The following is a 13,956-nucleotide window of genomic DNA, read 5'->3' as shown; positions in this document are numbered from 1 at the left end:
TCCATACATTTGCAACTTTTCCATTATTACTACAAAAAGTAATACAAATATGCTACATTAAAATTATTCGATTGAACTTGAGCTATGCGAACAATTGTAGTTGGCGATATTCATGGTTGCTATGCAGAACTGCTTCAACTATTAGCCAAAGTAGAAATTACAGAGAAAGATTGTTTAGTCTCCTTGGGAGATATTGTGGATCGCGGGGCTGATTCAGTCAAGGTGTATGATTTTCTCAAAAATCGCCCTAATACCATCGTATTGATGGGTAATCACGAACGCAAACATCTTAGGAAAACTCTTTCCTACTCCCAGGAAATTGTCAAATTACAATTTGGCGACAGCTATGACGAATTTTTAGAATGGATTAGCCATCTACCCTATTATCACGAAACCGAATCGGCAATTTTAGTTCATGCTGCGGTGGAAGATGGTATACCCATCGAGGAACAAAGGGAAGAAGTTTTATGTGGTTGCACTGCGGGTGAAAAGCACCTAACAAAACACTATGGAGATACCTCTTGGAGTCAGTTATATACTGGTGTTAAGCCAGTAATTTTTGGTCATCGCGTTGTTGGGGATAATCCCCTAATAATTCCCCAAAAAGCCTACGGTATTGATACTGGAGCCTGTCATGGTGGTACATTGACTGCCCTAATTTTACCTAGTTTTGAGATTGTTCAAGTACAAGCAGCTAAAGACTATTGGCAAGAAGAGATAGTTAAATGGCAGTTGCCAGTGATGATGGCTAAACCCTGGGGTAGTTATAAGTGGGAAAAAATTCAGGCAATTTGTGATGAGTTTAGAAATTCTGCGAATCCAGAATTATCGGCTTTTATTGTCCAGAAGGAACAGTGGATGCACGATTTACTTGCTCTTGCCCCCAAAATAATCCTGAAAGTGGAGGAAAAACTGGCAGAATTAATTTCTGTTTATGGTAACGATGGCTTTAAAAAACCAGCTCGTTGTTTTAGCTATGCCACCCTACTATATCAAGCTAATGCCAACAATCTGACGAGTAAATTTCTCCAACAAACCCTGCCAACACCAGATAAATGGTTGCAGGTAATGGAGGAATTGGGAATTTAGCTTCTAAATACCGATAACCCAAATCATCGATCACCAATTTTCAACTTTTCAGCAATGTTATTGTTATTTGTCCATTACCTCTGAATTTAACTACAGTTTGATTATTTCAAATACCACAGGGAATGATATATATATATATATTTAATTTTGTATTCTTAGTCACCAATTTGAACAAATAATGCGACAGTATATATGCTTGTAGAGACATGGCACTGCTATGTCTTTAGCATTGGATGTGTTGCAATTATTGATTTAAATTACACATATGAATGCGATAAAAATACGTCAAATGCAGCTTCCCGATCTACAACTCGCACTGAATTGGGCTGCTTTAGAAGGATGGAATCCTGGTATAAATGATGCCGAAAGCTTTTATGCTACTGATAGTAGTGGATTTTTTGTTGGCGAATTGGATGGAGAACCTATAGGCTGTATCTCTATAGTTTGTTACGATGCAACTTTTGCCTTTATTGGACTGTATATTGTCAAACCAGAACATCGGGGACAAGGATACGGAACGCAGATTTGGCAAAATGCTTGGCAACAAATGACTCAAAAACTCGATTTAAATCGATGCAGTGTAGGCTTGGATGGAGTTGTTGAAAGAGAAGAAACTTATCGTCGTCTTGGTTTTATTCCAGCGTATCGTCATATTCGTCATGTTTATGAGCTAAAAGATTGTGGTGTCATATCAAGTTCCGTAGTCCCGCTAGCAAATGTACCATTTGCAGAAATTCTTCGCTATGATGCAGAATTATTTCCTGCTAGTCGTCCTCAGTTCCTCCAATCTTGGATTAATGTCAAAGGTGGGTATGCTTACGGAGTAATGGAATCTGGTAATTTAATAGGCTATGGAGTTATGCGTCCTTGCCATCAGGGTTTTAGAATTGGTCCGTTATTTGCTGAGTCTATGGAAATTGCCGATTGTCTTTTCCAAGCATTAACATCTCATGCAGGGAAACAGCCTGTATTTATCGACATACCTGATGTTAGTTCTGCTATTTCTGGGTTGAGACAGCGCTATCAATTGCAACCAACATTTATCTGCATTCGTATGTATTGTTATCAAACACCCGTGATTGATAGCGATCGCATTTTTGGAGTAACAACTTTGGAGTTAGGCTAAAACCCATAGTTTAAGTTAACAGTCGCTTTCATTTCTCCTCCGAATGTATCGATTTTACCAGACGTTCAAACCGCGCCGATATTCATATAGAACTGCTTACCCACCGTAGATTCTCCGCGCGATCGCATTAACGAACTTTGAGGGTTTAATTCCCCTACCTATAGAGGTAGCACGTTTTGTGTCGGGGTCTAAATCCCCGTCACAAAACGGAATTGCGTAGCTTGCTTCCCGCCCTTCCTTGGCGAGTATTGCGAATTGTTTTAATCCTGTTCCAAGTTGATTATTAATGGATTCATAACTACTTGGTTCTCCGAGGGATGTTTGTAGTGAGGTTGCTTAATTGCTGGACACAAGTAATCAAAGGAATTATCAGTGTGTTCCAATCGGAAATTACGAGGTGCATTTAAAGCGATAACTACATCTCCAATTTTGTCGCAGCGCTTGCAGTCACAAGCTATTGCACCTGCAACTAATATTTCTTTGAGATTCTTCGCAATATTTAGAAATCCCCTTGTATTGGTATTTCTAGGTAGTTGGGAAGCAACTTCGACTAATTGCTCAACTTCGGAATGGTATTTTACCAAAAGAAAGTCTTCAATTTGGCACTTGCTTCGACAGTTTTTTGTATCTCCAAATTCCAGAACAAACTTTTTCAGGTCGGGAACTGGATTTTTTAAATCTATAATCAGTGGGACAAGGGCACGAGTACAGGCTGTAGAATCGTTGCAGTTAGCATATTTCCTTCTGATTATCAGTTCAAAACGTTTGATGTAAATTACTAGCAGAGATAGAGCTTTTTCTTTATCTTTGGCGCTAGAAAAATTGAGTTGACGGGTACTAAAAAGCTGAGGTATAACTTGCAATATTGCTTTGAGTTCACTTCCTTTAAACTTATTGCTCCATAATGCAATTGCATCACCTATAGTATTAATTGCATCCAAACGCAGAACAAAATAAAAAGAGATAATATTGATTAAATAACTACGTTTTATTTCCATTTGGACGTAGTTGGATATATAAAGTGGTTCCGAACTCAATTGAGATTCTAAATACTGCCGATAAGCTTGTGTTGCAAGTAGTAATGACCTCATTACCGAGGTATCTAAAAAATGTTCTTGGACTGATGACCCTGACATATTTATAGCGTTATCTCTTCTTCTGGAAAATCGTTCTCAAGTTTGACTCCAAAAGGTAAAGTGTCAAAGCCTATTTGTTCTAGAGTTATAATTGCGTTTTCTACTTCAATATTAGTAATTTTTTCTCGCTCAACTAGGGATAGAAATAGATTATATACATCCTGGTACTGTTCGTTACCATATTCAATCCAATTATTTTGATAAGCAAGTGCATCATGGAGTGCCATGACTATTTCTGTATAGGGGTCGTCCATATACATATCATGTAAAGAGCGCATTTTTCGTAATAAACTATCGGCAAAAACCGCAGCTACTGGTTCTCCTGCATACCTGGAGAGTTGTTTTAAATCTGATAATAAAGACTTAGTAGTTTCAACTGCACTTATTTCCAAGACAGCTTGTTCGTTATCCATCCAGATTCTCCCTTGATTATTTTGGTTGTTTTGCGATTAGAAATGGGTATTATTTTGAGATAGATTTACTAGTTTAATTTTACATCTTGTTATTGGCTTATTGTGCTTGACAACGCAATAAGCTTGAAAGATAGAAAATCGCTTTTTCTCCGAAATGCTTCCCGCAAGGTAGAAGTCTCGAATGATGTTTACCTGTAAGCAAACTGAAAAAAGCTCTCTGGACATCCAAGACTAGCTTCTACCCTAAGCCCTTTGGGTAAACTAAGGCTTCGCTTACGTGAACGGAACTGGTAAGCTAACCTGCGGCAACACTGCGCGTACACCAACGCAATAAAATTGTGTCAATACTGTCAGTACAAAAATAGATGGTGTGTTTATATTTACCCTGTTTTTAGTGATGAAATTTACGTGAGATGAGAACTTTGTATGTGATTCTGGCAAAAGCCTCTCCAATCAAAGAACACAGCTTCAAATTCAGCTTCTGAAGCAGTCAAAAACTAAATGGTGTAAAGATGGTGTAGCTTTAAAAATCAAGACTGAAATGCTTGCTATATAAGGCGTGTTCTCGGACTGAAAATCCTCGTGTCACGAGTTCAAGTCTCGTTCCTGGCATAACACCCAAACCCCTGAAACACATAGCTTTCAGGGGTTTTTAATTTCAACCAAAACCCCATTCCAGCCACTACCTAAAATCACCCTGACTAAATTCTGACTAAACAAGCTTGAGTTCTGCTCCAAAATAGTTGGTAAATATAAGCATTGATTATTGAGGATCTAACCGCCCAGATTCTAGTTCCTTTTTCAGGCTTTTAGTAATTCGGGTATTCTCAGTAATCAACCTTGTTCGCAGTTTTCCGGCTGCAAGGCTCACAATCTGCAAACACACCAGGACTATTTGCAGAATGACTAACACTTCCTCGTGAAACTTCATGTTTTTTAAAATAGCTACCCTTTAGTATTCCCGTACTAACGGTATTTCTATCAAGTGAATTCCCTAATTTCAGCATTCCCTTCTGGGTCTGCACTTTCCCAGACTCCAGTAATCACCCCCGTGTACCCAAAAGGCAACTCATAATAAGCCCTGGAACTAATAGGGACGGCTCTAGGAGTGCCGATAGATTCATCAAAGTCAATTTGTAAATCAATGATGGAAGCATTAAAAATCGTTGCTCCCACACGGTCGGGATTAGCTGGGAGCAGAATAGAGGGACTAGTTGTTGCTAAAACCGCGCTTGTAGTTACTAATGTTGATGTTTGGGTCTCAGAAGCGGAATTGTTTAAAACATACTCTTGAGCGTAGCTACCGTGAATTGTGACGGTATCCGCTCCACTTAAAAACCCATAGCCCACATCTGCGACAGCGACTCCAACTTTCCCATCTTCCCCAATTTCAGCGGCTAAACCATCGGTGAAAAAATCTAGAAGGTTGTAAGTCCTGTAAGGATAACCGGACGGATTCAATAGGCTCACGCTTCCTATTTGACTCCAGTCTGTACCCGTTCCAATGTAAACATCAAGCTGTTTTCGTGGGCTATTAAATTCCACATCCAGGGTTTTATAGAGTTTTTGGCTTTCAGTATCTTCTAATAAGAATACGGGAAGATTTATCGGGTCTAAACTGGAAATTTTTGAGAAAGCTTTTAAGTTTTTTACAAATCCATTAAGTGATATCCGATTAGGAATAGCCACACTAGAATTGTCAAACAAAGTAATAATGTTCCCAGCGTCACTACTTGTCATTTTCCTGTTAATGGTTTTAACAATATTGAAAGATTGCATATTAATCTAAAAGGTATTCATCAGCGATTGTCTTAATACTTCCGTCAAGTTGTAGGGATACTTCTATAGGTAGCGTTGCAGTCCCATCAAAAAGCTGCTCATCACTGTCATAAACAGCGCTCACGTTATTGGCTAACGCTGGATTTTTCGCCGCGTTCGCTTCATTTATTTGTAAAGCGGTAACAAGTTCCATGAAGTAAGCTTCGGGATTCACACTTAAAAAAGTACCACCACTACCAGGGGTAAATCCGGTATTTTGTAGATAAGGTGTTGCGGTGGTCAATAATTGCCCGGAAGAATTAACACCAGGGCTAGCTGGAAGAGAAAAGGTAATGCTTGCAATTAACGTTGATAAATTAAACGTAATACCAATAAAGTTTCGGGAATTAGGATTTTTAGACGGGGACTGTTCAGCGATTTTTAAAAATACAGCAAGCTCTAATAATTGACCTTCTAAAGTAGCAGCGCTGATACTTGCGCCACTACCGGGGGTAATTGCAGTCATAAAAAACCTCAAGGACTGCCAATATAATAAACCTAGAATAAGCTTTATTTGGAAATTAGAATAAAACTATGGAAGAAATTATTGTCAGCGGTAGTGAAGAAACTGTAAAACCCATCATTACCATGTTGATGGGCATTAGTCAGATGTTGAATAACCGCGACATCGGGCAATTTGTGGGGGAACCGTTGGAGGAAAATATTAAGGCAGTTCCTAGCCTTTTAACCATGAAGATAGTTTGGTATTCAGCTAAAGAGCCACCTTTTCAAGCCCCCGTTGGAAAGCGTTTTATTAAAGCGGAATGTAATATTCCAGATGTTTATAAAAGTAAACTTAAGTGGGAAACCATTAAACAGTTAGCTGGTGGCGCGAACGGGTACGAATGGGGGGAATATTTAGCGTTAGCCAAATTAGACAATAATCGTCAGATGCATGTTAGAGGGGCAACTAAAGCCATCGCATCAAAACAGCTTGATAACATGCTGGAATTGACAAAAGCGAAAGTAACCTCCATTTCAGTCATCCAGCTAACAAAAGCAGGTAGAAGGGCATCTGGTCAAACCTTAGAAATTAAACCAGCGCGAATTTATCCTGCTAATTTTATCATCGTCAATTCCAAGAAAATTGACGCGACTCAACAGCGAATTTACCGCGATGAAATCGCCACCAGGAAACTATCAACATTAAGGGGAGACTACGCTAAAAGAGGTAGCCAGAGAATTCCTTTGTGGACGGATAAACCGCCCAAGGATTATAAACAGATACTTAATAACGCCTTCAATATTGATGTGGTTTAATTTCTTCGTCTTGGAGTTGGGGGTTGGGGTGCATTTAATTGGATTGAGACCTCCACAGGTTTACCAATTATTTGACGTTGAGCAAGGACGTTAGCAGCAATTGCACTATCTAAATTCTGAGCAATTAAGAACCCAGATTCAATACAAGCCTCTGTAAAATTCTCTAATAATTCCTCTGTAAATTGTTTTAATCCCTTGTCCTTAATATTGTCATCAATTGATTTATTGATGACATTTTCACTAATAGTAAAACTAGGCTGGTTAGACTTTCCCCAATTTTCAAAAGTCTTTTTACCCATAATATTTTTAAGGATTTTTGTAACTGGGTGGTTGGGGTCACGTTTAAGGTAACGTCGAGCGTTCATAAATTGCCTAGTTAACTCTGCGTTGACTAAAGTCTGAAAACTTAACCGCCCAATTGCTCCAGCTTGGGCATATATATCGCTTCTCGCTTCTTCATCTAAGTCACGCATAATCAAAGCTCCTACAGCAGGATTAAAAGCAAATGCAACCGTCCCCGGCAACGCGCCACACATCAAATAGCCTAAAGAACTGCCGACCGCTGCACCAAACAACCCGTAAAAACTGTTGATGCGTGCTTCAATTTGCTTGAGTAATTCCTCATCGGAAGCGTTGATATTAAAGTTAACTATAAAATTAGTGGTGTTGATGGTAGCGCTCAATATCCCTACAAATATTCCCGCTTGAACTAAATGATTCCGTAGAACTCTCCGCGTTAAACCTCCCACTAATCGCCCAACTCTTCCTAACCCACGAAAAGGCAACTTGATCAACCCGGTAACGGCTTGCCCGAAAAAGTTTTTCGTAATGGCACGGCTGACAGTGGGCTGTTTTACCACTAATTTTGTAATACCCTTTTTACCCGCTTTCCCTAGCGCTCCACCCCCTACTAAATAGCAGGCAAGCCCCACAGGGTTGTTCTCTTGTCCTGTAGCTTTGTCTACAGCTTTTTCGCAAGCATAGCTAACAGCAAGCCCCACGGCTGCTTTAGCCCCCCACATTGCGGCTTTCCCTAATACTAAAGGTAATGGCATTTTATAAAAGTCTCCCGTCTTTGGTAGTGGCAACTAATCTAGTGATTTTGACGTAGGGGACTTCATCCCCCGCACCTTGGCGAGAATTATTAATCAGTTCTTGACGGTCCAGCCAGTCGTCAAACTCTTTAAACTTTTTATTTCTTGCCGCTGCACCTTTTTTGGTATCTCTTTCTAGTTCCCTTTGTCTGCGGAGTTTCTCTCCAATCTTCCCTTCTGGAAGTTGTTTATCGGTTAATACGTCGCTAATTTTCTCCAGCTTGTCAACTTTAGCCTTCATCCTTCTGCTGATTTTTTCAGCTTGGGGATTTGGTTTCGGATCTGCCATTATTCTTGCTCCGTCCTTTGATAAAGGATTGCGCGTAACATAGTAGCCATCTGCATTAAATCCAGCATGTTGTCATGGAGTGAATTAGTACCGTCCCAGTCTTCATAAGTAATTTTCCCCTTTGACTCTTTGAAGAAATCAACAAAATCTTGGGTCTCTTTGTCTAGGGTTAAATCAACAGCCAAGGGAACTTCTACGGTTTTTGTTAGTGTTGGATAATCCAAGTAATCCTGAATATCAACAACTGTATTCATGGTTTTAAATAAATTAGCTTTAATATTGCTAATTTCAATCAGGATTTTAGCTAGCGCGTGAACTTTTGTCCCCTCGTTGTTAGCGAGTTGGACTAACAATAAAATAACTTCTTTCAATGTTTCCGCAACGTTGGGTAAGACGACGGTTTCCTTTTGAATATTCCCGTCGCCATCAAAATCCTGCTCGAATTCCACCACTTGATGAAATTGTCCTAATACTGCACTGTCTTGTTCTGCCATCCAGGCTATAAGCTCTGTAACGCTTTTGAGTGAGCGCTCTTTCTCCCCTTCGAAAAACCCAAATATATTTTCAAATATCCCCTCTTTAAAAGGCTCAATCATCGTATCGGGAACCTTAACGGGGAAATTTTCAATACCTATTAGACGGTTTGATATCTCAGTTCGTTCTACTGCTAACTTACTTGCTTTAAACAAAGTTTCAGGAGTCTTTGTTGCTTGTTGACTTCCTTCCCTCTCTAAATTTTCGTCGAAAATCTGTACACTAACCGGGGTGCCGATGCGCTTTAGAATCAAGCGCAATAGTTCATCATTCTGCTGAATATTGGGACAACAATTACAACTCATATCAGGGGGTGGTGGTGGTGACTTGACGCATAATTCTCTAGCTCTAACCCTTTCGGCATCGAAGGATAATTCATAACAAGAATAAACAAAAAAACGAGTTCCAAAAACCGTGGTTCCTTGCTCTACGAGCTCTGGTTTTCTTGGGGCGTAATCACTAATAATCGTTTCGGTGAAAGGCTTATCATATTGGATAAATGTCTGATCTTGTTTCGTGCTTGATTGTCTGTTAGCTGTTGCAAAATTAGCCCTGAAATCATCTAGCCTGAAATCATCTAGATTTTCGTTGACAATTAAGGGAGTGTAGCTACTATCTGTCTCTATACCCCCAGCGCCACCAATAAAACGCCCCCCGGCTCTAAAAAAATAAGTAACATTTCCCTGTTGTTCCTTGCTCCAAATACTGTTAAGCTCGTTGGGGTTTCCAGGAATTCCCCCGGATGCAGCCCAATCCTCCACTGTGATGTTATTATCTCTCGCGTTTGACGTGTTGAATTTTACAAAGGTGCGAACATTTAAGGTCGCGGCGATGTGATAGCCTTCTCCATTAAATTCCCCAATCTCCACAAAATCGTTGTTGATGTCTCGCCTAAAATTAAGCTCAACTAAATCTCTAAAAACTTCCCCTCGCACATAACGAGTAAACGCCGCATTCCTTTCTAAGCCTCCATCCCCGTATGACAGGCGATAATTTTCATAAACGAAATACATCCCAACCCCGCACCCTTCATCCATTTCCCCCGGTTCTTCTTTGTCATCGGGGATTGGGAGTTGTACGGGCGGGTACTGTCTCTCTCTGCAATAAGGATTTCTATGGACGATTTGAACAGGTGGGAACCTCACTGACAAATACCTAGGGGCAACACTAATTGCTGTATTACAGTTATCTGCAACGATATCCACTTTATAACCAACGACCCCGGCATCAAAAATACCCTGACGAATATTGTCAGGTGTGGGCAACCTAACCCCGTAAATCCCCATACCAGGGAAAGACGGGGGAGACGTGGGAGGTCTTTGGAAGGGGAAGGGAAGCTGGAAAGGAAGTGTAAATCGTTGTTTTACCATTGCCAGTGCTGATATCTCGTTTCTAAGTAATGCGTTGGCTTGTTAGAAAGCTTTTTATATTTCTCTAGTAAGTTTTCCCGGTCGATGCTGCCAAAGACTGAGTAAGGCATCGCAAAGTCTTCTAAAAGATTCTCGTACTGCACCATGCGGGAAAAAGGACTAAGCATCTAATTTTATCTCCGTGTTTTTAGCTTTTAATTTTGCTTGCTAAATGGTAGGGTTGCTTAATAGGGGTTTGTTTCTAATAGGGGGTAGCTGGAAACAAAGCCCGTGGATACTGGGTAAAGCGCCACGAAACCGCCCAACGCGAAAAAAATAAAACCCTAGGGTTTGTGGAAGATCTGATTTTACCCTAAATGGTATATTTGTGTAGACTTTTATACTAATCAAATAAATCTAAATGGCTGTTTATACTAGAGGCAAAAAGCGCGACATTTTAACCTATGTAGCGGTTTACCCGACCTTACTCTATGGGTTCAAAACCAAGGACTTTAACAATCTTGCAGGGATTACAACTGCTAACCTCGTAGCGCAATTGGGACATTTGTTGGGTGATTTTACTCCCCCTGCTGGCTCTATCCGTGTGATTGGGGCAAATACGCCAAAGCCAAACCGCGTTACTAAAAGAATAGCCAATGCCGGAGTTGGCTCTCAACAATCGGTTAGCACCTTCTGTTCTTCGGAAACCCTTACTAATGCGATGTCTGGTGGCTGGAATGTAACCAAGCAGAGAAGGGGTGTTAATTTAAGACCCGAAACCTCAAGTAAAAATACTTTAACCGCGATTGCGACCCTTTCTGACGGGTCACTCTACTGCTACCCAATGAATAAAGCAGATTACACCACCTATGCAGAACCATTAGGGTTAACAAATTCTGCTGGACTAGGGTCAATTAGTCCGGCGGAAAGGGGAAAATTAGTATCAGGTTCCACTATTCCCCGTCCTGGTAAAGCAGCAATAGAAGTTAGTGGAGGTGGAATTTTTAGCACCTTCTACTCAACCGCTAATAAAGACGCTCTAGCAACCGCTGGTTTTTCGATCCTGACTGATGAATCTGTATTCGCGCTTGCTGTAACCCCATAGATGCTGATAGAAACCGAAGAAGGGCTGATTCTTCCCGGTCATCCCGACTTTAATTACTACTTGCAATCTAAACTCCCTCCAGACTGGAGGGAGTTTGCAAATAAACACTCTGATTTTGCTTTCGTAGTGCGGGCTGATGGTAGTGGGCTGCTGGAAATCGTCAACGAAGATGAGTTAGAGGAATATTGCGAGGACGGGGAACTGGATGCGAGAGAGGCGGAAATGGAAGACGATGATTTAATTTTCGTTCCCTAAGCTGTTGCGGCGATGATTTAGGGTGGTTCAATGTGCATCATCCCAGTTATTTAAAATTTTGGAAAATTTCCAAAAAATATATAAATTTTCTCAAAAATATCTAGGACAGAGTACAAACGATGCAAATAGTTATCCCTGCTAAACCAAATTTAGATGTATTGGTTGATTCTGCTTATTCTGACTGGAAAAGCAAGCATTCGTCGGTGGTTGCGGCTAGAGAGGAAGCAGATAGCCAAGCAATGGCAATTCTACAAGCTGACTTCCAAAAAAGCTTAAATGAAGTCTTAGCGCTAGACATTCAAGCATTATTAAATATTCAGTTTAATCAGTCCTTGAATAAAGGCGTATTTGCTATTTTTAGCTTTTTAAATAAGCAATGGTCGATTTATCGTTTCGTCCATGATGACGGGACACACTGGAATTTAATTAATGATGAAATCGATTTAGTGTGTTTCCCTGATTGCTTTCAAAAGCAATTATTAATAGAGCTAGGAAAGGTCAAGGCTCGCACCATTAGCCCTTAACTATGTCGCTTAATTCTTCCCTGTGGCAACAGAATTATCAACAGAATTTCACTGTTGCCACCAATGGTATTAGATTTGTTCCATTGCCTGCAATTGATATCCCTGTCACTTTTGATAAATCTTTGGTGGCTATTTCCACCAGTAGCTTTAATTCTCCCCCTAAGTGGGTAACAGGGGGGTGGGTAAGTCAAAAAATATATACTGGGCTAACTATTGAAAATAATAATGATGCGACACTTACTAATCAAAGAGTGTTCTTAAATAAGCTAAATTTGTTTAAATTCAGCTTAGATTTAGCCAGTAGTTACACGTTAAATTATGCTTTCCCGCGTTGGATCAAGGATATCTCAATTGCAATTTGGGAGTATCAAGGGGATATCAGCAGTTATGACCCTAACGACATCCCCGCGACGCTACAAAGACTTGAGGACAAAATTGACGATTTAGCAGGTGGCTTTTGATGTTGTTTTGGCGCGAAATTGGGGCTATTACTTTAGCTCAGAATTGGGCATATACAGAATTAACTAATTCAAATTTGTTTAGAATTACCCATCAAATAGATAATCAACCTCCTGATGCTTTGCGGGCTGTAATTGGGCAAGAGACCGAAGATATAGTTTTTGACCGTCGGTTGATGGGCTATAAGTTGGGCGCGGTGGAAGGGCAACTTATAGTCATGCCAGAGGGAGTAAGTGAGCGAAGGTTAGCAGTGCAACGGCTAGATAGAGTTGTCGGTACTAATTGGACTATTAAAATTGAGGAGTTGATTGACTTGGCTATAAATTTACCCTTGCCTATATCTGAGGTCGAAGGGCTGGAAGCGGAGTTGGCTGAAAAAGCGATCGCATCCGAAGTAGAAAGTGCTTTAGAGCAAAAGGCTCCAACGATTCATAATCACGATATTTCTAGTATTAATGGGCTTGAAAGTGCTTTAGAGCAAAAAGCGATCACATCCGAAGTCGAATCGGCACTATTAGATAAAGCTCCAACAGTTCACGGGCATCAAATATCAGATGTGACCGGACTGGAAGTGGAGTTGTCAGAGAAAGCGATTGCCTCCGAAGTGGAAGCCGCGCTAGCTGGTAAAGCTCCCACTGTTCACGGGCATCAAATATCAGATGTGACCGGGCTGGAAGCGGAGTTAGCTGAAAAAGCGATCGCCTCCGAAGTGGAAGCCGCATTATTAGCTAAAGCCCCAACTGTTCACGGGCACGGTATTAGTGATGTGACCGGACTAGGAGCGGAGTTAGCTGAAAAAGCGATCGCCTCCGAAGTTGTAATTGCGCTAGCTGGTAAAGCTGCCACGGTTCACGGGCACGCAATTGGAGACGTGACCGGGCTACAAACTGCTTTGAATGAAAAAGCGATCGCATCCGAAGTTATAACCGCGTTAGCTGGTAAAGCTGCAATAGTTCACGGTCATGAACCCGCTGAAATTACCGGGCTAACTGAATTAATTGAATCTTTGCAACCAAGAAGCAACGTTGTTACTTCTTCAACCATGCCACTAGACCCCTTTCCCGGTCTTATTTGGCATGAAATGAACACAAATAATTTAGTTGAAAGTTGGGTTTTTCTAAATAACGAATGGCTGTCAATTACTAAACATTCTGTTCCCTTAGCGGCTCCAAATAGCACTATAGGAGCAACTGCTAATTATGTCATCCCTATTGATTTTAGATATGATTACTTGTTTTCAGAGGTGATTTTGCATTGCGATTACAACACTTCTACTATGAATGCAACCAACAATTGGCAGTTGATTTTATCAACACAAAGCGCTGGAAGTGTGATTTTTAATTCTGAAGCTATTTTAGAGGACAACATTTCTAAAATATTTGAAATAAATAGCTTGCATTCTTTCAATGCCGGAGAGAGAATAAATATTCTTTTTCAGAAGAACGGAACCGCACCAAATATAAGGATGGGCGTTTTGCTTAATTATCGTCTTGTGAGGAAATAAG

The 13,956-nt window shown here is 40.5% G+C and carries 17 protein-coding genes; 8 read left to right on the top strand and 9 right to left on the bottom strand.

Annotated features, from left to right (window positions below):
* Positions 1-84: 84 nt before the first annotated feature.
* Positions 85-1,089, top strand: coding sequence for a metallophosphoesterase (locus CAL6303_RS13015; RefSeq protein ID WP_015198278.1), 1,005 nt, complete (start codon positions 85-87; stop codon positions 1,087-1,089).
* Between the two features lie 265 nt (positions 1,090-1,354).
* Positions 1,355-2,215, top strand: coding sequence for a GNAT family N-acetyltransferase (locus CAL6303_RS13010; protein ID WP_015198277.1), 861 nt, complete (start codon positions 1,355-1,357; stop codon positions 2,213-2,215).
* A 260-nt stretch (positions 2,216-2,475) separates the two neighbouring features.
* Here the strand turns inward: CAL6303_RS13010 and CAL6303_RS13005 are convergent, their stop codons facing one another.
* From CAL6303_RS13005 to CAL6303_RS12990, 5 genes are all read right to left on the bottom strand, one after another.
* On the bottom strand, positions 2,476-3,351 hold the full coding sequence (locus CAL6303_RS13005; RefSeq protein WP_015198276.1) for a hypothetical protein: 876 nt from the start codon (positions 3,349-3,351) through the stop codon (positions 2,476-2,478).
* 2 nt (positions 3,352-3,353) lie between these two features.
* On the bottom strand, positions 3,354-3,764 hold the full coding sequence (locus tag CAL6303_RS13000; protein WP_015198275.1) for a hypothetical protein: 411 nt from the start codon (positions 3,762-3,764) through the stop codon (positions 3,354-3,356).
* Positions 3,765-4,527: 763 nt separating this feature from the next.
* Positions 4,528-4,695, bottom strand: a complete 168-nt coding sequence (locus CAL6303_RS30335) for a hypothetical protein (RefSeq protein WP_015198274.1) — start codon at positions 4,693-4,695, stop codon at positions 4,528-4,530.
* Between the two features lie 50 nt (positions 4,696-4,745).
* Positions 4,746-5,504: a hypothetical protein gene (locus tag CAL6303_RS31125; RefSeq protein ID WP_015198273.1), complete on the bottom strand. Its 759-nt coding sequence runs from the start codon at positions 5,502-5,504 to the stop codon at positions 4,746-4,748.
* Between the two features lie 40 nt (positions 5,505-5,544).
* Positions 5,545-6,048, bottom strand: coding sequence for a hypothetical protein (locus CAL6303_RS12990; RefSeq protein WP_015198272.1), 504 nt, complete (start codon positions 6,046-6,048; stop codon positions 5,545-5,547).
* Positions 6,049-6,116: 68 nt separating this feature from the next.
* Between CAL6303_RS12990 and CAL6303_RS12985 the strand changes: the two genes are divergently transcribed.
* On the top strand, positions 6,117-6,842 hold the full coding sequence (locus CAL6303_RS12985) for a hypothetical protein (protein WP_015198271.1): 726 nt from the start codon (positions 6,117-6,119) through the stop codon (positions 6,840-6,842).
* On the opposite strand, the gene CAL6303_RS12980 is transcribed toward CAL6303_RS12985, so the two are convergent.
* From CAL6303_RS12980 to CAL6303_RS30330, 4 genes are read right to left on the bottom strand one after another with little or no spacing between them, the layout of a single operon-like run.
* Entirely contained in the window at positions 6,839-7,897 is a 1,059-nt protein-coding gene (locus tag CAL6303_RS12980; RefSeq protein ID WP_015198270.1) for a hypothetical protein, read from the bottom strand. The genes CAL6303_RS12985 and CAL6303_RS12980 overlap by 4 nt on opposite strands.
* A gap of 1 nt (position 7,898) precedes the next feature.
* Positions 7,899-8,225 carry a hypothetical protein gene (locus CAL6303_RS12975; protein ID WP_015198269.1) on the bottom strand — a complete coding sequence of 109 codons (327 nt, stop codon included), beginning with the start codon at positions 8,223-8,225 and terminating at the stop codon, positions 7,899-7,901.
* A complete protein-coding gene (locus CAL6303_RS12970; protein ID WP_015198268.1) occupies positions 8,225-10,129 on the bottom strand; it encodes a hypothetical protein in 1,905 nt (634 codons plus the stop codon). The genes CAL6303_RS12975 and CAL6303_RS12970 overlap by 1 nt, the downstream gene beginning before the upstream one ends.
* The gene (locus CAL6303_RS30330) at positions 10,123-10,296 is read right to left on the bottom strand and encodes a hypothetical protein (RefSeq protein WP_015198267.1); all 174 of its coding nucleotides are present in this window, start codon (positions 10,294-10,296) and stop codon (positions 10,123-10,125) included. Before CAL6303_RS30330 ends, CAL6303_RS12970 begins: the two co-directional genes overlap by 7 nt.
* Before the next feature lie 233 nt (positions 10,297-10,529).
* Between CAL6303_RS30330 and CAL6303_RS12965 the strand changes: the two genes are divergently transcribed.
* The 5 genes from CAL6303_RS12965 (at position 10,530) to CAL6303_RS12945 (ending at position 13,955) form a co-directional block, all read left to right on the top strand.
* Positions 10,530-11,213, top strand: coding sequence for a hypothetical protein (locus CAL6303_RS12965; protein ID WP_015198266.1), 684 nt, complete (start codon positions 10,530-10,532; stop codon positions 11,211-11,213).
* Positions 11,214-11,468: a hypothetical protein gene (locus CAL6303_RS12960; protein WP_015198265.1), complete on the top strand. Its 255-nt coding sequence runs from the start codon at positions 11,214-11,216 to the stop codon at positions 11,466-11,468.
* A 119-nt stretch (positions 11,469-11,587) separates the two neighbouring features.
* Positions 11,588-11,992 carry a hypothetical protein gene (locus CAL6303_RS12955; RefSeq protein WP_015198264.1) on the top strand — a complete coding sequence of 135 codons (405 nt, stop codon included), beginning with the start codon at positions 11,588-11,590 and terminating at the stop codon, positions 11,990-11,992.
* Between the two features lie 2 nt (positions 11,993-11,994).
* Entirely contained in the window at positions 11,995-12,453 is a 459-nt protein-coding gene (locus tag CAL6303_RS12950) for a hypothetical protein (RefSeq protein ID WP_015198263.1), read from the top strand.
* Complete coding sequence (locus CAL6303_RS12945) at positions 12,453-13,955, top strand: hypothetical protein (RefSeq protein WP_015198262.1); 1,503 nt, start codon at positions 12,453-12,455, stop codon at positions 13,953-13,955. The genes CAL6303_RS12950 and CAL6303_RS12945 overlap by 1 nt, the downstream gene beginning before the upstream one ends.
* Position 13,956 lies beyond the last annotated feature (1 nt).

This window comes from Calothrix sp. PCC 6303, from assembly GCF_000317435.1.
Classification (GTDB): domain Bacteria; phylum Cyanobacteriota; class Cyanobacteriia; order Cyanobacteriales; family Nostocaceae; genus PCC-6303.
Note: the sequence above shows the minus strand (reverse complement) of the source record. Positions and strands in the feature narration are given on the sequence as shown.

Excerpts from the sequence above, each read along its gene's own strand:
- CAL6303_RS13015 (WP_015198278.1), top strand. The coding sequence starts at position 85 with ATGCGAACAATTGTAGTTGGCGATATTCATGGTTGCTATGCAGAACTG.
- CAL6303_RS30335 (WP_015198274.1), bottom strand. The coding sequence starts at position 4,695 with ATGAAGTTTCACGAGGAAGTGTTAGTCATTCTGCAAATAGTCCTGGTG.
- CAL6303_RS12980 (WP_015198270.1), bottom strand. The coding sequence starts at position 7,897 with ATGCCATTACCTTTAGTATTAGGGAAAGCCGCAATGTGGGGGGCTAAA.
- CAL6303_RS12975 (WP_015198269.1), bottom strand. The coding sequence starts at position 8,225 with ATGGCAGATCCGAAACCAAATCCCCAAGCTGAAAAAATCAGCAGAAGG.
- CAL6303_RS13010 (WP_015198277.1), top strand. The coding sequence starts at position 1,355 with ATGAATGCGATAAAAATACGTCAAATGCAGCTTCCCGATCTACAACTC.
- CAL6303_RS31125 (WP_015198273.1), bottom strand. The coding sequence starts at position 5,504 with ATGACAAGTAGTGACGCTGGGAACATTATTACTTTGTTTGACAATTCT.
- CAL6303_RS30330 (WP_015198267.1), bottom strand. The coding sequence starts at position 10,296 with ATGCTTAGTCCTTTTTCCCGCATGGTGCAGTACGAGAATCTTTTAGAA.
- CAL6303_RS13005 (WP_015198276.1), bottom strand. The coding sequence starts at position 3,351 with ATGTCAGGGTCATCAGTCCAAGAACATTTTTTAGATACCTCGGTAATG.
- CAL6303_RS12950 (WP_015198263.1), top strand. The coding sequence starts at position 11,995 with ATGTCGCTTAATTCTTCCCTGTGGCAACAGAATTATCAACAGAATTTC.
- CAL6303_RS12945 (WP_015198262.1), top strand. The coding sequence starts at position 12,453 with ATGTTGTTTTGGCGCGAAATTGGGGCTATTACTTTAGCTCAGAATTGG.
- CAL6303_RS12970 (WP_015198268.1), bottom strand. The coding sequence starts at position 10,129 with ATGGTAAAACAACGATTTACACTTCCTTTCCAGCTTCCCTTCCCCTTC.
- CAL6303_RS12960 (WP_015198265.1), top strand. The coding sequence starts at position 11,214 with ATGCTGATAGAAACCGAAGAAGGGCTGATTCTTCCCGGTCATCCCGAC.
- CAL6303_RS12985 (WP_015198271.1), top strand. The coding sequence starts at position 6,117 with ATGGAAGAAATTATTGTCAGCGGTAGTGAAGAAACTGTAAAACCCATC.
- CAL6303_RS12955 (WP_015198264.1), top strand. The coding sequence starts at position 11,588 with ATGCAAATAGTTATCCCTGCTAAACCAAATTTAGATGTATTGGTTGAT.
- CAL6303_RS12990 (WP_015198272.1), bottom strand. The coding sequence starts at position 6,048 with ATGACTGCAATTACCCCCGGTAGTGGCGCAAGTATCAGCGCTGCTACT.
- CAL6303_RS13000 (WP_015198275.1), bottom strand. The coding sequence starts at position 3,764 with ATGGATAACGAACAAGCTGTCTTGGAAATAAGTGCAGTTGAAACTACT.
- CAL6303_RS12965 (WP_015198266.1), top strand. The coding sequence starts at position 10,530 with ATGGCTGTTTATACTAGAGGCAAAAAGCGCGACATTTTAACCTATGTA.